The organism is Bacillus sp. FSL L8-0528 (genome assembly GCF_038593085.1).
GTDB classification, from domain to species: Bacteria; Bacillota; Bacilli; order Bacillales; family Bacillaceae; genus Bacillus; species Bacillus paralicheniformis.
In genome coordinates this window covers 3,118,756-3,140,357 of record NZ_CP151961.1, presented here as the reverse complement: position 1 = coordinate 3,140,357, position 21,602 = coordinate 3,118,756, and the positions used below count along the sequence as shown (strand labels likewise).

Below are 21,602 nucleotides of genomic sequence, written 5' to 3'. Positions count from 1 at the left end.
TTCTCTCTTAATCAAATTGAAATAAATCGCTTGATAAATAGCGTTCCCCTGTATCGGCTGTCATACAGACGACCACTTTGCCGGGAGGGAGCTTCTTGGCTGTTTCAACAGCGGCGAAGCAAGCGGCCCCAGAAGAAGGACCGACAAGGATTCCTTCTTCCCGCGCCAATCTGCGCGTCATCTCATAAGCTTCTTCGTCTTTGATCTTTAAGATTTCGTCATAGACGTTTTCGTTTAAAATGTTTGGAATAAATCCCGGACTTGTCCCGACAAGCTTGTGCTTTCCCGGTTTGCCCCCGGATAAAACAGGCGACCCTGCAGGTTCTGCCACATGAACGGTTATGCCCGGAAATAATGCTTTCAGCTTTTCGCCTGTTCCGGTAATCGTTCCCCCTGTTCCTGCTGTTGCAACAAATGCGGCGAGCGGTTTGCCGATTTCTTCTATTGCCCGGGCAATTTCCAAAGCGGTTGATCTCCGGTGAGCCTCCGGATTGGCTTCATTATCAAACTGCATCGGAATAAAGCTGCCCGGGATTTCCCGAGCGAGCTCCTGCGCTTTTTTGATGCTGCCCGGCATCCTTTCATCCCCCGGCGTCAGGACGACCTCAGCCCCGTACGCTTTCAGAAGATTGATCCGCTCTTTTGTCATCGTATCAGGCATAACAAGAATGGCTTTGTAGCCCCTTGCCGCCGCGTTCATCGCAAGGCCGATGCCGGTGTTTCCGCTCGTCGGTTCGATGATGGTTGAACCCGGTTTCAGCAGGCCTTTTTCTTCGGCATCCACAATCATTTGGTAGGCCGCGCGGTCTTTCACGCTTCCGCTCGGATTAAAAGATTCAAGCTTTATATAAACTTGGGCTGCGTTTTCGGGCTGAACGCGGTTCAACTTGACAAGGGGCGTTTCCCCGATTAATTCTGCAATATTTTGAACGGCTTTCACGGCTGTGCACCCTTTCTAAAAAACATGATTCTGTCAATATCCTATCATAAGGCCTCGGAAAGTGGAAAATAGAGAGGTTATAAGTCCTTATATTTTTTGTTAAAATATAGAGAAGACGAATGAGGAGGAAGCCATACATATGTCAGTCAAACCGCATTACTTTATTGGAATTCCAATTCCGGCGGAGCTTAGTGAGCCGCTTTATCGAACAGTCAGCAGCCGTCCGGAATTTTCTTTTCATAGATGGGTGCATCCTTTGGACTACCACATCACCCTCGTGTTCCTCGGCTCCGCTGAAGAAGAGCAGCTGGCTATGCTTGCTGACAGCCTCAAGCTGATCTCCGATGAGACGGCTCCGTTTCAGATTGCCTTGAAACGTTTCGGAACGTTCGGCAAGCCGTCGGAGCCGAGAATTCTTCATGCAGAACCGGAATACTCAGCCGCTCTCTTTCACGTGAGGGAACGGGTGAAGCATGCTGCAGATGCGGCGGGATTTGAAATTGAAAAACGGCCTTTTCATCCACATATGACGGTCGCGAGAAAGTGGAATGGATCGGCCTCTTTTAACGGCCGCCTGAAGCCTCTTGAAGACGCGGTGTCTTTTACGGCCCGGCATTTCACCATCTTTCAAACCCATTTAGACAGGCTTCCCAAATATGAGCATCAAGCCGTTTTCCATTTCGGCGAACGGCCGGCTGCAGAAAAGCAAGATTCGGAGATGAACGCAGATGGCACAGATTATTAAAATACAGGACTGTATTTCAAGGTATGAACAGGATCCTTATCATTATATCAACCAGTTTATCCGCTTGAAAAAGCAGCGCTGGCAGTCAATTAAAGAGATGGCTGAGAAAAAGAAAGACAGCCTTCATTACGATGAAGGAGCCGTCGATGATGAAACGATCGGAAAAAGAAAGAAGACATTTACATTAAAGAGAAAAAAAGAAGCATCCGATATTAATAAAGGAAAAGAAGCCGATGAATGGTTTAACGGACTGGACGGAGAAACGGATGAAAGCTTGATCGCAAGAATTCCTGCGGCAGGGGAGGAGCTCGTGTCGTTTTTCAAAGAATACGTGTACGAGTTTCAGCTGAAATGGGCAAGCTCGACAATCTCTGACATATCCAGGCTTTCCCGGGAAATAAAAAGCGATAAAATCCTGCACATTTTGGCACAGCAGCTGCCGGATTCATATTTCATCATGTATCGGCCGGTGCTGCAGGTGAATCAGGCTGCGGTAGAGCTCAGCGTCTTGATTCTCACGCCTCTTGAGATCTACTGTATATCATTTCTCGAAGGCGAGAAGGACAGCGCATTTATCGGTTCCAAAGATCGTTTTTGGAAAGAAAAAACGGTAAGGGGAAGGGAGCGGTCACTGTTAAATCCGGCTGTCGAGCTTCTCAGGACAGGCACGGTTCTTTCCGGCTTGTTAAAGGGATCGGGGATTGAACTGCCTGTGCGCAAAGTCATTGTCAGCCGGACATCGTACATCGATTATCCGGAACCTCCTTACGGAATCGGCATTTGCGACAAAAGACACTGGAAAGAGTGGCTGGAGAAGCAGCAAAAGAACTTCGCACCGATTAAAAGCCAGCAGCTGAAAACGGCGAAAATTCTGTTGTCGCACGGCGTCTCCGACTCGATGCGGAGACAGGAATGGCTGAGCTGACCGCCAGAACGTTATCCCGGCTTTTTCATACTATAAAATGGAGAATGGAATCATGAGCGATTGGTATATCATCATAAATCCAAAGGCGGGAAATGCGACGGCCTTCAGAGTATGGAAATCATTGCAGAAAGACCTTCAAAAGGCAAATATATCGTACCGCTCATTTATGACCCAGCATCCCGGGCATGCTGAAGTGTTGGCAAGGCAAATATCAACGATGCAGGATGACAGGTTGAAGCGTCTGCTGGTGATCGGCGGGGACGGAACCGTCCATGAAGTGCTCAACGGCTTAGTCAGCTTGCGGGACATTCAGCTGAGCGTCATCCCGTCGGGCTTAAATAATGATTTTAAACGCGGCTTTGCCGTGAAAAAATCGAATGTCATCAAGGAAATGAAGCGAAAAGGGGAATCACTGACCCGGACCTATGCCCTCGGAAGCTTTCATACGAAAGACAGTGAAAACGAACTTTATTTTGCCAATCATCTCAGCCTAGGATTTGATGCCTGCGCCGTCAAAAAGATGACTGCTTTGCCGAAATGGACGGCTGCTCTCAGGCTGAATCATTTGATTCAGCCGCTGATTTTCTTTGTTACGGCGTTTACGTTTAAACCGTTTGTTCTTTCGTATGAGAACGGGGATGACAAGCGTACGTTTAAAAAAATCTGGTTTGCGTCGGTTTCAAATCACCCCTACTATGGCGGAGGCATGAAGGTTGCACCGAACGCGAATCCGCGGGATGAGTTTTTAGACGTGATCATTATTGAAGACCACTCCGTATTGAAAAAAGCTGGCCTCTTGTTTGCGATGATATTCGGCAAACACATCGGCAAAAACGGTGTTACGGCATTTAAGACGAAAGAAATTTATTTTCATACGAATGAGCGGGTGCTCTTTCAAGCGGATGGAGAAGTGATCGGCTGGGCGCCCGTTTTCATCAAAACAGGGACCGAATCTCTTCGGTTAAGAGCATAAATCTTTCGAATGAAGGAGAGACTGAGATGCCGGGTATCAGCCGCCCTTTTGAAGCTTATCTCGATGAAATGAGAACGATCACTGTTTTAGTTCCGAAGAGCCGCGCGTTAAACTGCAGCCCCCCTTTTCTGCTTGAAGATGATCAAGGAGAGAGGATAGATCTTTCGGTAAAAGCGACGGAGGAGCTTGAGGAGAAATTCAAGTATGTTCTCCAAAGCAGCCGCCCCGTTCCATTCGGAAGAGTTCACAAAGTATGCTGTGAAGAAAGCGTCTGGACAGACCTGCAAATCGGTTCTGTTACGCGAAGTGCGGCGTTTGATAAGGCTTTTTTTTATGGCGGCCGTCTCGGCGCTTTTTATTCAAAAGAGCGTACTTTATTTAAGGTATGGGCGCCGACCGCGAGTACGGCAGCGATCAAGCTGGAGAGCCCTGATTCGCTTCAAACAAATACTTTTCAAATGACGCGCAGAGAAAAGGGTGTTTTTGAGGTAACGGTCGAAGGCGATCTGAACGGCTGGTCCTATTTATATGAGCTTTATGTAAACGGGACGCCGTTATTGACAGTCGATCCTTATGCGAAAGCTGTTACGGTAAACGGGGAAAAGGGTGTTGTAATAGATCCTGAGGAAGTCAAAATGGAAAAATACCGTGCGCCAAGCCTTCACAGTCCGTGTGATGCGGTTATATATGAGGTTCACATCCGCGATTTTTCGATTCATGAAGACAGCGGTATGCGCCATAAAGGCAAATATCTTGCTTTTACAGAGGACGGAACTGAAACGTCCGGCGGCTTCTCAACGGGAATTGCCTATTTGAAACAGCTCGGCGTCACCCACATCGAGGTTCTGCCCTTTCACGATTTTGCCGGAGTTGACGAGCTGTCTCCTGACCAATCCTATAATTGGGGCTATAATCCCCTTCATTTTAATGCACCTGAAGGAAGCTATTCGCTCGATCCGCAGAATCCCAAAAGCAGAATCACCGAGCTGAAAACGATGATTCAGACGCTGCACAAACACGGCTTCTCCGTAATCATGGATGCCGTATATAATCATGTGTACAAGAGGGAAACGTCCCCTTTTGAAAAAACGGTTCCCGGGTATTTTTTCAGACATAATGAATACGGTTTTCCAGCAGACGGAACAGGCGTCGGAAATGACATTGCTTCTGAGCGGCTGATGGTGCGAAAATATATTCTCGATTCTGTCCGCTATTGGCTGGAAGAATATGATGTCGACGGAATTCGTTTTGATTTAATGGGCATTCTTGATATTGAAACCGTCCGCCAAATCAGTGAGCTTGCCGAGAATGTGAAGCCGGGCGCGCTCCTGTTCGGAGAAGGCTGGGATTTAAATACCCCGCTTGAAAGCGGGCAAAAAGCAACATTGCAAAATGCCGGAAAAGTTCCGGCGGTCGGCTTTTTTAATGATCGGTTCAGGAACGCAGTCAAAGGGAGTACATTTGAGCTCGGTGACCGCGGATATGCTTTGGGGGACACTGGAAAAAAAGCAGAGCTTCAACATGGAATTGCCGGCTCACCGGGATTCTTGCCGCCGCCACAGTCAATCAATTATGCGGAGTGCCATGACAATCATACGTTTTGGGATAAGATGGCCTTCTGTTCGGAAGAAGATGCCTGCACAAAACGGCTCAGGCAAAGGCTCGCGCTGTCGATCGTCCTGCTTTCGCAAGGCGTCCCGTTTCTTCATGCCGGGCAGGAATTTTGCCGAACAAAGAATGGGGACAGCAACAGCTACAGGTCGGGAGATGGCATCAACAGTCTCGATTGGGAAAAGCGGGCGGAGCTTTGCGAGGATGTCGAATATGTGCGCCGGCTGATCAGGCTGCGGAGAAGCCATCCCGCTTTTCGTCTGCAAAAAGAGGAGGAAGTCAAGGAACATCTTTCTTTTATGAGCGGTACAGGAGAGGTGACGGCCTACAAACTCAAGAACATTGCAGCATTTGATTCTTGGAACGAAATCATAGTGGTGCATTGTCCGTCTGCAAAAAAGGAAACGCTTGAGCTGCCCGCTCAGAAACAGTACTTGCTGCACTGCGATCCTTTTACGTTCTTCAATGGGAAGGTTCAAGCGGAAAAAAGGCTTCGGCTGAACGGCATCGGAACCTACGTTCTATACGAACCAAAAGGGATTTTTTAGTTTTGCTTGACGAAGTTTGGCGTCTAGCGCTAAAATTTAAAAGACGGCTATTGTTTAGCACAAATGACTCTCAATAGCCGTCTTTTTATTTGAATATAAAGAGACGACAATACAAGCGGTTTGCTGCCCGCTCTAGGGAGCAGATGCTTTTTAAAATCTTTTAATGAAATGATGGGTTGAAAATCGATATGAACTGGTTGGGACAATTACTAGGTAGCGAATGGGAGATTTCCCCCGCAGGAGGAGCTACAGGAGACGCATATTATGCAGAACATAATGGACAGCAGCTTTTTTTAAAGCGCAACAGCTCTCCTTTTTTGGCTGTCCTGTCCGCGGAAGGAATTGTTCCTAAGCTCGTTTGGACAAAACGAATGGAAAACGGGGATGTGATTACAGCACAGCACTGGCTTAAGGGAAGAGAGCTGAAGCCGAAGGATATGAACAGCCAGGCGGTGGCTGAGATGCTTCGGAAAATTCACAGCTCCAAAGAGCTTTTAGACATGCTGAAGAGACTCGGCAAGCAGCCTTTTCAGCCAAGCTCTGTAATCACTCAATTGAAGCAGTTTATCCAGGCCCGGCAATATCCGATACCGCAGCTTGACCAAGCCCTTTTGTATCTGGAGCACCATCTCGAAGATGTACAGTCCGGAGAAAAGGTCGTCTGTCACTGTGATGTTAATCATAACAATTGGCTTCTTACAGATCAGAACCAGCTTTATTTAATCGATTGGGATGGAGCGATGATTGCAGATCCCGCGATCGATCTGGGGCCGCTTCTTTATCATTACGTTGAAGAGCGGGAATGGGGAAGCTGGCTCGAACGCTACGGCTCTTCGTTAACGGACAATCTTAGGCTGAGAATGGCCTGGTACGTATTGGCGGAAAAAGCAATGACAACGCTCTGGCAAAAAGCGAAAGGCAATCAGGAAGGCTTTCACCAAGGGCTGGAACAGCTTCACGCATTAATGAAGCGTCTCGCCGGGACTTCATGAAAATGAGTCGATATCTTCCACCCATTGTGTGAGATGATCCTGGTGTTCCTGAATGTGGCTGTTGATCGAAGCGGACGATTTTCCTCTCTGGCTATACAAATAAATGTCTTCGAGAACGCCTTTCAGGCCGGCGTCAAGATTCGTATTTGCCATTAAAGACTTGATAATCCGCTCCACCTGTTCGCATTCAGCGACGGTTCCGGTGCAGTCTGCCTGATGGTCTGAGAGAATGTCTTTTAATAGATGAATCTGATTTTGCTGATTTAAGCCCATAATATTGGCACTTCCCTTCATTCTCGGAGTATATGGATTAAAATGTTCAGAAAGCTGTAATTTATACGCGAAAGACCCGGAGGCCGATCTTCGGTCTTTTTTGCTTTGGAAGAGGCCTTGCGGGATTCCGGTATTTCATGGTATGTTGTAAGACGATATAACAGATAGAGGTGTAAGTACATGCGAATGCGTCACAAGCCTTGGGCGGATGAGTACCTGGCTGAAAACTCTCATATTGTGATCAGCGAGCCGTCTCAATTTAAAGGGAAATGGCATTCCGTTTTTGGAAATGACAACCCGATCCACATCGAAGTAGGAACCGGAAAAGGGCAATTTATTTCAGGAATGGCCCTGCAAAATCCGGATGTAAACTATATCGGAATCGAATTATTTAAAAGCGTCATCGTAACCGCTGTTGATAAAGTAAAACAGACAGAGGCGCCGAATGTAAAGCTTTTGAACATTAATGCCAATATGCTTTCAGACGTTTTTGCAGATGGGGAGGTCAGCCGGGTCTATTTGAATTTTTCCGACCCGTGGCCGAAAAAGCGCCATGCAAAGCGCCGTCTGACCAATCAAGCGTTCTTGAAAAAGTATGAGCAGGTGCTCGGAGGCAAGGGAGCGATTCATTTCAAAACCGATAACCGCGGGTTATTTGAGTACTCCCTTACCAGTTTTTCCGAATACGGACTCGTTTTGACGTTCGTGAGCCTTGATCTGCATCAAAGCGATTTTGAAGGAAACGTGATGACCGAATACGAAGAAAAGTTCGCCGCTAAAGGCCAGCCGATCTACAGAGTCGAAGCTGAATGGCGAACATAAAAAACAGACTGCTTCCGGCGGTCTGTTTTTTTGCTTTCAAATGAAGCTTCGGGTTGCGTTTTTTGCTACGATAGGAGGAGGAGGGATGATCATGGAAACTTTAACAATCGGACGAATCAAGCTGACATGGCTGAACGGAGGCGTCACGCACATGGACGGAGGCGCCATGTTCGGCGTTGTGCCCAAGCCGCTTTGGTCAAAAAAGTATGACGCCAATGAGAAAAATCAGATCGAACTGAGAACAGACCCTATACTTGTTCAGAAAGACGGCACAAATCTGCTGATCGATTCCGGTATCGGGTGCGGCAAACTGACGGATAAGCAGAAACGAAATTACGGGGTCACCGAAGAATCGTCAATTGCTGAATCGTTAAAAGCACTCGGGCTCTCAACGGAAGATATCAACGCCGTTCTGATGACACATCTCCACTTTGACCATGCATGCGGATTGACGCGCTATGAGGGAGAAAGCCTTGTTTCCGTGTTTCCGAATGCAGCGATTTACACGTCTGCGATCGAATGGGAAGAGATGAGAAATCCGAATATCCGCTCCAAAAATACATATTGGAAAGAAAACTGGGAAGCGGTTCAGCATCAAGTGAGGACCTTCGATGAGAAGCTTGAAGTTTTGCCCGGAATTACGATGCATCATACAGGCGGCCACAGCGACGGCCATTCCGTGATCGTTCTCGAGGATGCCGGCGAAACGGCCCTTCATATGGCTGACATTATGCCGACGCACGCCCATCAGAATCCTCTCTGGGTGCTGGCGTACGACGATTATCCGATGACATCGATTGCGGCGAAGCAAGAATGGCAGGCGAAAGCCGCCGAGAAAAACGCCTGGTACATTTTTTACCATGACGCCATTTACAGGGCATTAAAATGGGATGAAAACGGCGAGATTGCAGAGTCAGTAAAAAGAGAAAGGCGCTAAGCTATTTTGGTGAATGGTTTGCTTTGTTGTTATCCATCCTAAGGATAACTAACTTGTGAAAGGAAGACGACGGGTGAGCCACAATAAACTGAATGAACAAGTGATCGAGACGCAATTAAGAGGATTTGAAGTCCTTGCGACGCCCCTGCTGAACAAAGGGGTTGCCTTCCCTCCGGAGGAAAGGGAAGCTCTCGGCTTGACAGGATTGCTTCCTCCCAAGGTGCTGACGCTTGAAGAACAGGCAAAACGGGCGTATAAACAGTTCCAATCACAGCCTGATGACTTGAGCAAAAACGTCTATTTAACGGCGCTTCATGATCGAAATGAAGTGCTGTTCTACAGGCTTCTGAACGACCATATGACAGAAATGCTGCCGATTGTATATACCCCGACTGTCGGAACGGCAATCCAGCAATACAGCCATGAATACAGAAAGCCGCGGGGGCTGTTTTTGTCGGTTCATGACCCTGAAGGCATGAAAACGGCATTTGAAAATCTGGCCGCTAAAAAAAGCCGGATCGATTTGATCGTGGCCACTGATGCTGAAGGAATTCTCGGAATCGGGGATTGGGGAGTCGGAGGCATCGCCATTTCGGTCGGAAAGCTTGCCGTTTATACTGCGGCTGCGGGCATCGATCCTAGCAGGGTCCTTCCCGTTGTCATTGATGCGGGGACGAACCAGGAAAGGCTTCTCAATGATCCGCTTTATGTCGGGAATCAGCATTCAAGGATCAGAGGCGAGCGTTATGAATCGTTTATTGATCAATACGTTCAAATCGCAACCGAGACGTTTCCGGGCGTTTTGCTGCATTGGGAAGATTTCGGAACGCAAAATGCCCGTCAGATTTTGAAAAAATACAAAGACAAAATTTGCACCTTTAACGACGACATTCAAGGCACAGGAGCAGTAACCCTCGCAGCGGTGCTTGCGGCCGTCAAAATATCGAAAATGCCCCTGAAGGATCATAAAGTGGTCATATTCGGAGCGGGGACGGCCGGAATCGGCAACGCAGAGCAAATTCGCGCCGCTCTCGTTCAAGAGGGGGTGTCGGAAGAGGAATCATACCGCCGTTTTTGGTGTGTTGACCGGAACGGTTTGCTGACAGATGATATGAACGACTTGCAGGACATTCAAAAGCCGTATGCACGGCCTGCCGACGAGATCAAAGACTTCAGCCGGAACGGCCCGGGGGATACAATCGATCTGCTTGAGGTGGTAAAACAAGTGCAGCCTACCATTTTGATTGGAACCTCTACTGTATCGGGCGCATTTACAGAAGAAATCGTAAAAGAAATGGCAAAGCATGTGAAACGGCCGGCTATATTCCCGATGTCCAATCCGACGCCGTTATCTGAAGCAAAGCCTGAAGATTTGATCAAATGGACGGAAGGGCGGGCGCTCGTCGCCACAGGAAGCCCGTTTGAGCCTGTCGATTACAACGGCACCCGTTATGCGATCGGCCAGGCGAACAATGCCTTTGTATTCCCCGGTCTCGGGCTCGGAACGCTCGTATCTAAAGCAAGGCTGATTACGGACAACATGTTTTACGCCAGCGCAGCTGCGATCGCGGGCATGGTTGATACCGGCCGGCCCGGCGCCGCGCTCCTTCCGGAGGTTGAGGATTTGCGCACGGTTTCCGCAACAGTGGCAACGGCTGTCATCAAAGCAGCCATAAAAGACAGAGTGGCAGAAAATGAGCCGGACGATGTGATTCAAGCGGTGCAGGATGCGATGTGGCATCCGGTCTATCGGCCGATTCGCGCCATATAAAAAAATGCGGCCTGAAATGGCCGCATTTTTTTGATGCTATGCTGCGGTATCAATCACATCTACGATCATGCCTGTTTTCGCATCAACCATGACTTCGTACTGTTCAAGCTCTCCGAAAGCGGAACGTGTAATGCCTGTTTTGTACACCATGACGGTTTCGCCGTTTACGGTATAGGCTTCCGGAACGGTATATATCCATGAACCGTCGATCGGGCCTCTCTGTTTAAAAGCGGACTTGACGATGCGCAGCGCTTTTTCAGAAGAAATGTAAGGCTGCATGACATATTGTTTGACAACAACGGCCGCGGCAATGCCGATGCCGGCCCCAAGAAGAAAATGGCGCAGTTTCATCTTTTCAGCACCTCCAAAGCTTGTTTTTTTCATTATACAGAACATGTCCGTCCGTGTTAAGGATGGGCTCTCTTCTGGAAACACATCGCACACTTATGTAAAATGTAGAGAGATACATAAGAAAAGAGGGAAACAGATGAATCAGGAAACGAGAACGCTTTTTCAAACGCTGACGGAGCTCCCCGGCGCCCCGGGAAATGAACATCTAGTCCGTCGTTTCATGAAAAAAGAGCTTGAAAAATATGCTGATGAGATCCTCCAGGACAGACTGGGAAGCGTGTTCGGCGTTAAACATGGACCTGAAGGCAGTCCGAAAATTATGGTGGCCGGCCATATGGATGAAGTGGGATTTATGGTTACATCAATCACAGACAACGGACTGCTTCGGTTTCAAACACTGGGCGGCTGGTGGAGCCAGGTTTTATTGGCTCAGCGGGTGGAAATCCATACGGACAACGGGCCGATCCCCGGCGTCATTGCGAGCACGCCTCCTCATCTTTTAACAGATGAGCAGAGGAGACGTCCGATGGATATCAAAAACATGATGATTGATATTGGTGCGGATGACAGGGAAGATGCAGAACGCATCGGTGTCAAACCAGGCCAGCAAATCGTGCCGATCTGTCCGTTTACCCCGATGGCAAATGAAAAGAAGATCATGGCTAAAGCATGGGATAACCGCTACGGCTGCGGCCTCAGCATTGAGTTGCTGAAAGAACTGCAGGGAGCAGAACTTCCGAACACGCTTTACTCAGGTGCGACCGTCCAGGAAGAGCTCGGCACAAGAGGTGCGCAAACTGCGGCCAATATGATACAGCCTGACTTGTTTTTCGCGCTTGATGCAAGTCCGGCAAACGATGCGAGCGGCGACAAAAATCAATTTGGCCAGCTAGGCAAAGGAGTGCTGTTAAGGATTTTCGACCGGACGATGGTGACGCACAGCGAAATGAGAAATTTTGTGCTGGATACGGCAGAGACTCATGACATCCCGTATCAATATTTTGTTTCCCCTGGAGGAACCGATGCCGGCCGTGTTCACATCTCAAATGAAGGCGTTCCTTCGGCCGTGATCGGCATTTGTTCAAGATATATCCATACATCTGCTTCCATTATCCACGTTGATGACTACCTTGCTGCAAAAGAATTGCTGATCAAGCTTGTCAAAGCTTGCGACAGCTCTGCCGTACAGTCGATTTTGCGAAATGATTAAACAAAGAGACCCTGTGCCGCTTTACGCACAGGGTCTCTTTTTGATGATACAGCTACCGGCTTTCAAATACGTATGACAACGATTTTATCGCCTGATTGACAGTTTCTACAGTAATGTTCGCTTTGTTTGACAGTTCTTTTAACGGATGATGGAGTGACTCAGGACGGATGATGATCAGCGGCTTGCCTTTGGCAATCGCGTATGAAGCATCCATCGCCGTGTTCCATTGCTTGTATTTTTCCCCGAAAAGAGCGATGACCACATCCGCCTTGTTCATTAAAACGGAAGTTCTAAAATTGTTCAAATCCGAGGCTGCATCATCTTTCGCGATCGAATCAGCCTGCTTGCCCATAATTTCTTCACCGATGTTGTCGGAGCGGTCGTGATTTTCCATCGGTCCGACAAACGTGATCGGCAGCTTGAGCGATTTTGCTTTTTCCTTCACTTCTTCACGCCAATTGCTATGTATTTCTCCGGCAAGATAAACGATAAATTCCATACATGCTCCTCCTGACTGTCATGGGATCACGGCGCAAGGCGCCTTAACGGATATTTTTACCCTATTACTTACCATGTTAAACGAGAATAGCTTGATAAAGCAAAAAAATTATGCTTATGATATGAAAGAGGATCGGATCGTTAAGATTTTCCCTTTTTAAAACGGGTAAGATACATAAAGAATCGTCCATCTTTTAAAAAAGCCGGTGGATAGCAAAAGGCTGGCGATAGAGCCGGTTGTCTGGTATGATCCGAATGGATGATAAGAACATATATTGGAGGCGTTGAGCGATGAAAACAATCGAGACGAATGAAGAACTGCAAAAAGTTGTGAAAGACGATTTATCCTTGTTGATGTTTTCGGCTGACTGGTGTCCGGACTGCCGTTTTGTAGAACCGTTTTTGCCTGAGCTTGAAGCGAACTATCCGGAATTTACATTCTATTATGTTGACCGCGACAAATTTATTGATACGTGCGCGGAGTGGGACATTTTCGGAATCCCGAGCTTCCTCGTATTTAAAGAAGGAAACGAAATCAGCCGTTTTGTCAGCAAAGACCGAAAAACGAAAGAGGAAATCGAGCAATTTTTGACAGATTCACTGAATAAGTAGCCGAAAGGAGAGTTCCTCTATGAAAATGACGTCAAGGAAACTTTCCGATATATTAAAAAAACGTTTGCAAAATGACAACTGGTCCTTTCATTTCGACAGGGAAAAAGACACCTTGAGAATCGAGGATCAAAACACAGGAAAAGGCATTACACTCGAACTCCCGGGGATCATCGCCAAATGGGAGCAGAAAAAAGATGATGCGATTGACGAAGTCGTCTATTATACTGAGGAAGCGCTCAATGCCATGAAAGGCCAGTCGCAGGAAATGGAAGGGCGGGAAAGTCTCATCTATCCCGTCATCCGCTCGACTTCCTTTCCCGAGAAGTCCAGCGCAGGCGTTCCCTTGGTTTTTGACGGCCACACGGCTGAAACACGAATTTACTACGCGCTCGACCTTGGCAACACATACCGGCTGATCGACGAACAAATGCTTGAAAAAGAGGGCTGGACAAAGGAAAGGATTCGGGAAACGGCTTCCTTTAACCTTCGCTCGCTCCAAACCGTTGTCAAAGAAGACGCAGTCGCCGGCAATCACTTCTACTTTTTCAGAGCAAATGACGGCTATGACGCCAGCAGGGTGTTGAACGAATCGATTCTCGCAGAGTATGAGAAAAGCGCGGAAGGGACTCTGGCGGTGTCAATCCCGCACCAGGATGTGCTGATTATTGCCGACATCCGCAACAATGCCGGATACGATATTCTCGGGCAAATGTCGATGAGCTTTTTTGCAAACGGAACAGTGCCGATCACTGCGCTTTCTTTCCTTTATGAGGATGGAAAGCTTGAACCAATCTTTATTCTGGCTAAAAACCGCCCTAAAAAGAAATGATAGAAAGGAATTTTTCTCATGAACGCATTTTATAATCCAGAAGGCGTAGGCGATACGCTGCTCATCTCATTGAACGATATTCCGCGCGAAGAGATTGCTTTTGAGCGCTGCGGAGACGTTGTGAAAATTTTTCATAAAGACACAAAGGAAACAGCAGGCTATAACGTTTTTAATCTCTCCTCATATTTGAGCATTGAGGAAAGCGGAGCTGTTGCGCTTTCCGAATCCTTTGTCCAAGATGTGAATGAAATTCTGGTCCGCAACGGTTTGAAAGATGAGCTGACCGTCGATCTTTCTCCGAAGTTTGTGGTCGGATATGTCGAAGAAAAAGAAAAGCATCCGAATGCCGATAAATTGAGTGTCTGCAAAGTGAATGTAGGGAGCGAGACGCTGCAAATCGTCTGCGGAGCTCCTAATGTTGAAGCCGGCCAAAAAGTTGTCGTAGCCAAAGTCGGAGCCGTGATGCCGAGCGGTATGATTATTAAAGATGCGGAACTTCGCGGAGTGGCGTCAAGCGGAATGATTTGTTCTGCCAAGGAGCTGAACCTCCCAGACGCGCCGAAGGAAAAAGGCATTCTTGTCCTTGATGACAGCCGTAAAGCAGGAGAAGCTTTTACATTTTAACGGCATAAAATGAACAAAACTTTCGAATAGATGTAAAAAAGAAGCCGCTGGGTAGATAAACTTGGCGGCTTTTTTATTCGGAGGGCGGACACATGAGAAGGACTTGTCCTTTTCTGGGTGGGGAAGCAGTGGTATACTTAAAACCGTCCCCGAAAAATTTAAGGGAGTTAGAGAGTGATGATTCATGAGCTGGTTTAATAAAATGTTCAGCCTGTTTTTAGGCGATGATGAAGATAATGAAAAACAAAAAAAACACATAGAAGAGTTTGAGGCGGATTCATTTATAGAGAAAGACGAAGAAATGCCGCAAATATCCGACGCAAAAGTCGTATATGAATATCCAAAAGGGAAGTTCCGTTTCCCGGTTATACCTGATCAAAACTCGCGGCCGCGGGAAAAGGATGACAGCCGCGAACAAAGGACCCGTCGCCCGGCAAGCCGGCACACAGCTTCTCAGCCGAAACCCGGCAATTCCTATCATCATGAAGAGAAAGCGGCGAAAAAACCCTTTAGGCCGTCTGTCATCCCGTCACCGGTTTACGGCTTTCATGAACAGAAAAGAGCCAAACCGGAAAATTATACATATCGTGCAAACAATCAAATGGAAGCGCGTGTTACGCTGTTTAACGAAGAAATTGAAAAAGAGCAGAAGGTTGCCGGAAATAAGCAGCCGGTACGAGAAGAACCTTCCTTGCAAACTGAAAAGAACGGCCGTCCGCTGACTAAAAGCGAGAGCCGCAATCCGGAGTGGCGGGCCGAATTTGAAGATGTCCCGCATATGTCGGAGGAAACGGAAATCCGCCGAGAGCGAATCACAGAAGTCGGCGAAGTCGCTGAAGAAAAAGTGCTGCGGCATGAATCCGAACGAACGGAAACCCCTGTCTCAACGCATATTCCGGAAGAAACGAAAATCCGCCGAGAGCGAATGACAGAAGGCGGCGGGCTCGCTGAAGAAAAAGTGCTGCGGCATGAATCCGAACGAACGGAAACCCTTGTCTCAACACATATTCCGGAAGAAACGGAAATCCGCCGTGAGCGAATGACAGAAGATTCCGGGCTCGCCGAAGAGAAAGCGCTGCGGTATGAAGCTGAAGAAGAGACAGCCACCGCATCATGGAACATAACGGAAGAAGAAGCAATCCCCGCTCAACAAACGCCGGAACAAATCGAAAAGCTTTTGGATAAGATTGGGGAAACCGGAGAAGAGAAGGAAACTGCAGAGGATGCAGAAGCCGTTACGGAAGAACAAGTGGAGACTAACGGCTCGGACGAAATGCGTCCTGACCCGGAAGCTTCAATTCCGGAAGAGCCGTACACTCATGGCCGCAGCTCTGAAATATCCGCCCAGAGCGATGGTCCTTCCGATATCAAAAACCGGACAGATTCCCATGCGCCGGCTGACGTTATTGAAGAAAGCGGAAGCAGCCAGGCTGGCTGGAAACAAGAGCAGGCATCATTTTCACCGGAATCGGAAGAGACAGTGTCAAGCGCGGGTGAACCCGAAAACAGCGAACTGGACCGGGAGAGTACAAGGACAAATGAGGGGCGGCCTGAAGTTCCGCGGAAGCGGGAAACAGGAGCTGCTCCGGGATCGAAGAAAGGCTCTGTTCCGTTTAATGTCATGATGCTTGCATCAGATAAACAAAAAGAAAAAGCGCCTCAAGGATATCAGTTCCCGAATATGTCTTTGCTTGATGTGCCGCCGGCGCAAAAGCAGGATGATCAGGCCTGGATACACGAGCAGCGCGAGCTGTTGGACGTCACGCTTGAGAACTTCAATGTCAAAGCAAATGTCGTTCATGTCACCCAGGGGCCTTCTGTGACAAGATTTGAGGTGCATCCTGAACCCGGAGTGAAAGTCAACAAAATTACAAACCTGTCAGATGATATTAAACTTAGCCTGTCAGCGAAAGATATTCGGATCGAAGCGCCGATTCCGGGAAAAAATACGATCGGAATTGAAGTGCCGAATCTGCATAGTAAAATGGTTTATTTGCGCGAAATGATCAGAAGTTCGGAATTCAGAACGAATCCGTCTCCTCTGACCGCAGCCCTCGGACTCGACATTTCCGGAAAGCCCGTTGTGGCAGATCTGAAAAAAATGCCCCACGGTTTGATTGCCGGGGCTACGGGATCAGGGAAAAGCGTATGCATCAACACGATCTTAGTCAGTCTGCTGTTCAAAGCGGCGCCGAGGGATGTAAAGCTTCTGCTTATCGATCCTAAGATGGTGGAGCTTGCTCCGTATAATAAAATTCCTCATCTCGTCAGTCCTGTCATCACAGATGCCAAAGCGGCAACTGCTGCATTAAAATGGGTTGTCGAAGAAATGGAGCGGCGCTATGAATTATTTGCCCATTCCGGTGTTCGGGAAATTGAACGATTTAATGAAAAAGTCCGGGAACAGAACATGGGTGAAAAACTTCCTTATCTTGTTGTCGTGATTGATGAACTTGCCGACTTAATGATGGTCGCTCCGAATGAAGTGGAAGAAAGCATCTGCCGAATCGCACAAAAAGCAAGAGCGTGCGGCATCCATCTTCTGATCGCGACGCAGCGGCCTTCAGTTGATGTCATTACCGGCTTGATTAAAGCCAATATACCAACAAGAATAGCATTTTCTGTATCAAGTGCCGTCGATTCAAGAACGATTATCGATATGGCGGGAGCTGAAAAGCTGCTTGGAAAAGGAGATATGCTGTTCTTGGAGAACGGTTCAGGCAAACCGGTCCGCCTGCAGGGCAACTTTGTGTCCGACCGGGAGATTGACCGTGTCGTTTCACATGTCAGACGGCAGCAGGAGCCGAACTATTTATTTGAACAGGAACAATTGGTCAGACAAAATCCGGCCGGATTTGATCAGGATGAACTGTTTCTTGAAGCGTGCGAATTTGCCGTGGAACAAAACAGCGCCAGCACTTCAAGCCTGCAGCGGCGCTTCCGCATCGGCTATAACAGAGCTGCCAGATTAATCGATATGATGGAAAGGGAAGGCATGATTTCTGAGGCGAAAGGAAGTAAGCCGAGAGAAGTCCTGATTACAAAGGCCGACCTGGAACAGTTAATAGAAAGTAGTTCACTTTTCGGCTAAACATGGTATGATAGCAGATGGGCGTGTTTTTTTAGAGCGCCGCATATTAAAGCGCCGGCAGCGGCGTTTTAATCCGTTTTTAAGAGCACTTCCGTGAAAGGGTTCAAAAAAATCCTTTACGCAGGAGGTTTATTCACTCTTGAAAATGTCTGATACTGAATATAATGATGACTTTGAAGAAAACGATGCGGCCGGGTTTAGGTTGCAAATTGAAATAAGCGTCATATACTGGGAAGCAGATAGACGTTTGTTGGAGGTACAATTATGACTGTTTATCATTTTGTCGGAATAAAAGGGACAGGTATGAGTCCGCTTGCCCAAATTCTCCATGATAATGGATATAATGTCCAAGGATCGGATATCGAAAAGTACATTTTTACACAAACCGCTTTAGAGGAGAGAAATATCCCGATATATCCGTTTGATCCGGAAAATATCAAGCCGGGAATGACTGTCATTGCCGGAAATGCTTTTCCCGACACCCATCCTGAAATTGAAAAAGCGCAAGCCGAAGGCCTGCCAGTCGTGCGGTACCATAAATTTCTCGGCGACTATCTGAAGAAATTTACGAGCATTGCCGTTACAGGGGCACATGGCAAAACGTCAACGACGGGTCTTTTATCCCATGTCATCCAGAAAGCAAAACCGACATCTTATCTGATTGGAGACGGGACTGGAAAAGGCTGCGAAAACAGCGAGTACTTTGTGCTTGAAGCCTGTGAATACAGAAGGCATTTTCTGAGCTATCAGCCTGATTATGCGATCATGACAAATATTGATTTTGATCATCCCGATTATTTCGCGAATATCGATGATGTATTCGACGCATTTCAAACGATGGCATTACAGGTGAACAAGGGAATTATCGCATGCGGAGACGACGAGTATTTGATGAAAATCCATGCGAACGTTCCAGTCGTATACTACGGCTTTGCCGAGGAAAACGATTTTCAGGCGAGAAATGTCATCAAAAATACCGAGGGCACAACGTTCGATGTTTTCGTCAGGAACACATTCTACGATACCTTCTATATACCGGCATACGGCAGCCATAACGTTCTGAACGCTTTGGCCGTCATCGCACTCTGCCATTATGAAGAGGTCGATGTCGATATCATTAAAGAAGGATTGCAAACCTTTGGCGGCGTTAAACGCAGATTTAACGAAAAACATGCCGGCAGCCAAGTGCTGATTGACGATTATGCCCATCATCCGACTGAAATCACGGTGACGATTGAAGCAGCCAGACAGAAGTATCCGGAACGGGACGTTGTCGCAGTATTTCAACCGCATACATTTACGCGCACGCAGTCGTTCCTGAATGAGTTTGCCGAAAGCCTCAAGAAAGCCGATTATGTATATCTTTGCGATATATTCGGATCTGCCCGGGAAAATGCAGGAAAGCTGACGATCGGCGATTTGCAGGAGAAAATCCCGCAGGCGAAGCTGATCGATGAAAATGACACATCGATTTTGAAGGAGCATGAACATGCAGTGTTAATTTTCATGGGCGCAGGTGACATTCAAAAGTATTTAAAAGCATATGAAAATGTATTAGCATAATTAGAAAAAGGCAGTGTGAGTCAATCCGCTGCTTTTTTGTACATATGGAGCCGGGAGTTTCTGTTAAAGGAATTCTCCCGTGCGTGTAGAAAAAGTAAATATAGAGGTTTACGATTTAAACAATTGGGTATACATCAATTGTAAGACCTTAGCTCGAGGAGGATAAGATGATTATTATTCTATATTTAAGCGCCGCACTCATCGCCGTCAGCTTTCTTATTCTGGTTATCTATTTATCAAAAACATTAAAATCGCTTCAAGTCACACTCAATCATGTTGCCTCAACGCTGGAAGGTGTTGAAGGACAAATGAAAGGCATCACCGCTGAAACAACGGAGCTCCTGAATAAGACAAACCGGCTCGCTGATGATATTCAGGAAAAATCTTTGAAGCTGAATACGGTCGTGGATGCCGTTCAGGAAGTCGGCACATCGGTCAGGCAGTTTAACAGCTCTATTCAGCAGGTTTCAGAGTCCGTCACATCAGCCGCAGAGCAAAACCGTGAAAAAATTTCTCAAGTTGTCAGCTGGAGCAATGCAGCTTTGGAAATTTGGAATAGATGGAAACAAAAGAAGATGAAGGAGGAATAATTTATGAGTAAAGATGGAATGAATACTAAGGATTTTTTAATCGGCACGTTTGTAGGCGGAATCATCGGGGCAGCCGCAGCTTTATTTTTAGCGCCGAAGTCAGGGAAAGAGCTTCGCGATGACCTCGGAAATCAGGCTGTCGTTTTAAAAGATAAGACTGGAAAGCTCACAAGCGAAGCGAGGGAGAGAGGTTCTGAGTACGTCAGCATCGCCAAAGAGAAGACATCTTCGATTTCACAGCTTGTTGCCGACCAGTCTTCACAGATCATGGATAAAGTCAAAGACTTGCGAAACAAAGGTGCCGAAAAAGCTGATGAACTAAAGGAAGAAGCATCGTCTAAAATCGAAGAACAGGCTGAAGAAGCCAAAAATGAAATAGAAGATGAAGCAAGGGAAACAGCAGATACCGTCCAGAAATAATGGAGGAAAGGGAGATCACCGTGTCGAAACAGCTCATTCAAACAGAGGATGAATTTAAAAAGCTTGCAGAAAACAACGATACATTTATCTTTTTGAAACACAGTGTGACATGCCCGATCAGCAGGCGCGCGTTTGAAGAATTTGAATCATTCGCCAATCAGCATGAAGACATACCGGCTTATTATTTAAAAGTGCAGGAAAGCCGACCGCTGTCAAACTATATCGCTGAGCAGTACGGAATTAAACACGAAAGTCCTCAAGCCTTCATTTTTACAAACGGGAACGTGAAATGGCACGCCTCCCATTCGCAAATTACAGCTCAAGCACTTGCGGAAAACAGCAGATAATCCGCAGGTGAAAACGGCCAAGACGTATAGCGTTTTGGCCGTTTTCTATGTTGTTATAATGCTTTTGCCTCATGGAAATGCCTTTTTAGGAAAATGTATCGTTTGATCCATGGTTGTACGTTATAATTAAAAAAACGGGAGGTGATAAGTTGAACACTGAATTAAAGGACATGCTTCAATCCGTTCTAAAAGAAGAATTGAGTCCGATCAATCAGCGTCTTGATGGAATCGACAAGCGCTTAGACAAAATCGACGCACGCTTCGTTGAGATCGACAAGCGCTTCGATGAAGTGGATGCACGCTTCGTTGAGATCGACGCACGCTTCGATGAAGTGGATGCACGCTTCGTTGGGATCGACAAGCGCTTCGATGAAGTGGACGCACGCTTCGTTAAGATAGACAAGCGCTTCGATGAAGTGGACGCGCGCTTCGTTGAGATCGACAAGCGCTTCGATGAAGTGGACGCGCGCTTCGTTGAGATCGACAAGCGCTTCGATGAAGTAGACGCGCGCTTCGTTGAGATCGACAAGCGCTTTAACGCAATCGACAAGCGCTTCAAAGAAATAGACGGGCGCTTAAACAAAGTAGAAAACCGTTTAAACGCAATGGACAAGCGGCTGAATCGGCTTGAAACAGATATAGATGAACTGAAAAGAGGGCAGGAGAGGCTCCCGAAAACGATCATCGAGAACATCGGACAATTTACGGAGAACATTGTCGAACATGCCGATGATAAGGCGGCTGCCTTAAATGACAGAGTTTTTAGCGTCGAAACCGCAATACAGAGAATATACAGGTTATCAAGTTAAAGAATCAAACATGATTCTTTTTTTTTATTCTTCCGACAAACACCCGCACAGCAAGGGATAAACTGCATATAATGCTTTATCGCTTAAAAGCGTTTTGGTAATAAAGAATTTTTTCGTGACA

General features: G+C 47.1%; 22 protein-coding genes. 18 read left to right on the top strand and 4 right to left on the bottom strand.

The annotated features are described in order from the left end of the window. Positions 1-7 precede the first annotated feature (7 nt). On the bottom strand, positions 8-940 hold the full coding sequence (cysK, locus tag MHI30_RS15970) for a cysteine synthase A (protein ID WP_075751907.1): 933 nt from the start codon (positions 938-940) through the stop codon (positions 8-10). Positions 941-1,079: 139 nt separating this feature from the next. On the opposite strand from cysK, the gene thpR reads away from it, so the two are divergent. From thpR to MHI30_RS15945, 5 genes are all read left to right on the top strand, one after another. After that, on the top strand, positions 1,080-1,685 hold the full coding sequence (thpR, locus tag MHI30_RS15965; RefSeq protein ID WP_075751908.1) for an RNA 2',3'-cyclic phosphodiesterase: 606 nt from the start codon (positions 1,080-1,082) through the stop codon (positions 1,683-1,685). Then, the gene (locus tag MHI30_RS15960; protein WP_075751909.1) at positions 1,669-2,610 is read left to right on the top strand and encodes a hypothetical protein; all 942 of its coding nucleotides are present in this window, start codon (positions 1,669-1,671) and stop codon (positions 2,608-2,610) included. Before thpR ends, MHI30_RS15960 begins: the two co-directional genes overlap by 17 nt. A gap of 52 nt (positions 2,611-2,662) precedes the next feature. Next, positions 2,663-3,583, top strand: a complete 921-nt coding sequence (locus MHI30_RS15955; RefSeq protein ID WP_075751910.1) for a YegS/Rv2252/BmrU family lipid kinase — start codon at positions 2,663-2,665, stop codon at positions 3,581-3,583. Between the two features lie 26 nt (positions 3,584-3,609). Next, positions 3,610-5,742 (top strand): type I pullulanase, encoded by a 2,133-nt coding sequence (pulA, locus tag MHI30_RS15950; protein ID WP_154495298.1) that lies wholly within the window; start codon positions 3,610-3,612, stop codon positions 5,740-5,742. A 188-nt stretch (positions 5,743-5,930) separates the two neighbouring features. After that, complete coding sequence (locus tag MHI30_RS15945; RefSeq protein WP_075752481.1) at positions 5,931-6,734, top strand: phosphotransferase family protein; 804 nt, start codon at positions 5,931-5,933, stop codon at positions 6,732-6,734. Here the strand turns inward: MHI30_RS15945 and MHI30_RS15940 are convergent. Beyond that, on the bottom strand, positions 6,729-7,007 hold the full coding sequence (locus tag MHI30_RS15940) for a YtzH-like family protein (protein WP_075751912.1): 279 nt from the start codon (positions 7,005-7,007) through the stop codon (positions 6,729-6,731). The two genes, MHI30_RS15945 and MHI30_RS15940, sit on opposite strands and share 6 nt — an antisense overlap. A 180-nt stretch (positions 7,008-7,187) precedes the next feature. Here MHI30_RS15940 and trmB point away from each other — a divergent pair, with 180 nt between their 5' ends. From trmB to MHI30_RS15925, 3 genes are all read left to right on the top strand, one after another. Then, positions 7,188-7,829 (top strand): tRNA (guanosine(46)-N7)-methyltransferase TrmB, encoded by a 642-nt coding sequence (trmB, locus tag MHI30_RS15935; protein WP_075751913.1) that lies wholly within the window; start codon positions 7,188-7,190, stop codon positions 7,827-7,829. 91 nt (positions 7,830-7,920) lie between these two features. Continuing rightward, complete coding sequence (locus tag MHI30_RS15930) at positions 7,921-8,766, top strand: MBL fold metallo-hydrolase (RefSeq protein WP_075752483.1); 846 nt, start codon at positions 7,921-7,923, stop codon at positions 8,764-8,766. Positions 8,767-8,839: 73 nt separating this feature from the next. Beyond that, on the top strand, positions 8,840-10,537 hold the full coding sequence (locus MHI30_RS15925) for an NAD-dependent malic enzyme (RefSeq protein ID WP_167564574.1): 1,698 nt from the start codon (positions 8,840-8,842) through the stop codon (positions 10,535-10,537). A 36-nt stretch (positions 10,538-10,573) separates the two neighbouring features. On the opposite strand, the gene MHI30_RS15920 is transcribed toward MHI30_RS15925, so the two are convergent. After that, positions 10,574-10,888 (bottom strand): PepSY domain-containing protein, encoded by a 315-nt coding sequence (locus tag MHI30_RS15920; RefSeq protein ID WP_020452616.1) that lies wholly within the window; start codon positions 10,886-10,888, stop codon positions 10,574-10,576. 136 nt (positions 10,889-11,024) lie between these two features. Between MHI30_RS15920 and MHI30_RS15915 the strand changes: the two genes are divergently transcribed. Continuing rightward, on the top strand, positions 11,025-12,098 hold the full coding sequence (locus tag MHI30_RS15915) for a M42 family metallopeptidase (RefSeq protein ID WP_075751915.1): 1,074 nt from the start codon (positions 11,025-11,027) through the stop codon (positions 12,096-12,098). Between the two features lie 52 nt (positions 12,099-12,150). Here MHI30_RS15915 and MHI30_RS15910 read toward each other — a convergent pair whose 3' ends face one another. Next, positions 12,151-12,597: a YtoQ family protein gene (locus tag MHI30_RS15910; RefSeq protein WP_020452614.1), complete on the bottom strand. Its 447-nt coding sequence runs from the start codon at positions 12,595-12,597 to the stop codon at positions 12,151-12,153. Positions 12,598-12,887: 290 nt separating this feature from the next. On the opposite strand from MHI30_RS15910, the gene MHI30_RS15905 reads away from it, so the two are divergent. The 9 genes from MHI30_RS15905 (at position 12,888) to MHI30_RS15865 (ending at position 21,481) form a co-directional block, all read left to right on the top strand. Then, entirely contained in the window at positions 12,888-13,208 is a 321-nt protein-coding gene (locus MHI30_RS15905; RefSeq protein WP_003184462.1) for a thioredoxin family protein, read from the top strand. Positions 13,209-13,227: 19 nt separating this feature from the next. After that, on the top strand, positions 13,228-14,037 hold the full coding sequence (locus MHI30_RS15900) for a DUF1444 domain-containing protein (RefSeq protein WP_075751916.1): 810 nt from the start codon (positions 13,228-13,230) through the stop codon (positions 14,035-14,037). Between the two features lie 18 nt (positions 14,038-14,055). After that, the gene (gene ytpR, locus MHI30_RS15895) at positions 14,056-14,661 is read left to right on the top strand and encodes a YtpR family tRNA-binding protein (protein WP_075751917.1); all 606 of its coding nucleotides are present in this window, start codon (positions 14,056-14,058) and stop codon (positions 14,659-14,661) included. 184 nt (positions 14,662-14,845) lie between these two features. After that, on the top strand, positions 14,846-17,752 hold the full coding sequence (locus tag MHI30_RS15890; protein WP_075751918.1) for a DNA translocase FtsK: 2,907 nt from the start codon (positions 14,846-14,848) through the stop codon (positions 17,750-17,752). A 264-nt stretch (positions 17,753-18,016) separates the two neighbouring features. Then, positions 18,017-19,315: a UDP-N-acetylmuramate--L-alanine ligase gene (gene murC / locus MHI30_RS15885; protein WP_075751919.1), complete on the top strand. Its 1,299-nt coding sequence runs from the start codon at positions 18,017-18,019 to the stop codon at positions 19,313-19,315. 167 nt (positions 19,316-19,482) lie between these two features. Next, positions 19,483-19,905, top strand: a complete 423-nt coding sequence (locus MHI30_RS15880) for a DUF948 domain-containing protein (RefSeq protein ID WP_059231756.1) — start codon at positions 19,483-19,485, stop codon at positions 19,903-19,905. A gap of 3 nt (positions 19,906-19,908) precedes the next feature. Continuing rightward, complete coding sequence (locus tag MHI30_RS15875) at positions 19,909-20,325, top strand: YtxH domain-containing protein (protein WP_075751920.1); 417 nt, start codon at positions 19,909-19,911, stop codon at positions 20,323-20,325. Between the two features lie 20 nt (positions 20,326-20,345). Continuing rightward, entirely contained in the window at positions 20,346-20,672 is a 327-nt protein-coding gene (gene ytxJ, locus MHI30_RS15870) for a bacillithiol system redox-active protein YtxJ (protein ID WP_020452607.1), read from the top strand. Between the two features lie 149 nt (positions 20,673-20,821). Further along, a complete protein-coding gene (locus MHI30_RS15865; protein ID WP_075751921.1) occupies positions 20,822-21,481 on the top strand; it encodes a hypothetical protein in 660 nt (219 codons plus the stop codon). Positions 21,482-21,602: the final 121 nt, after the last annotated feature.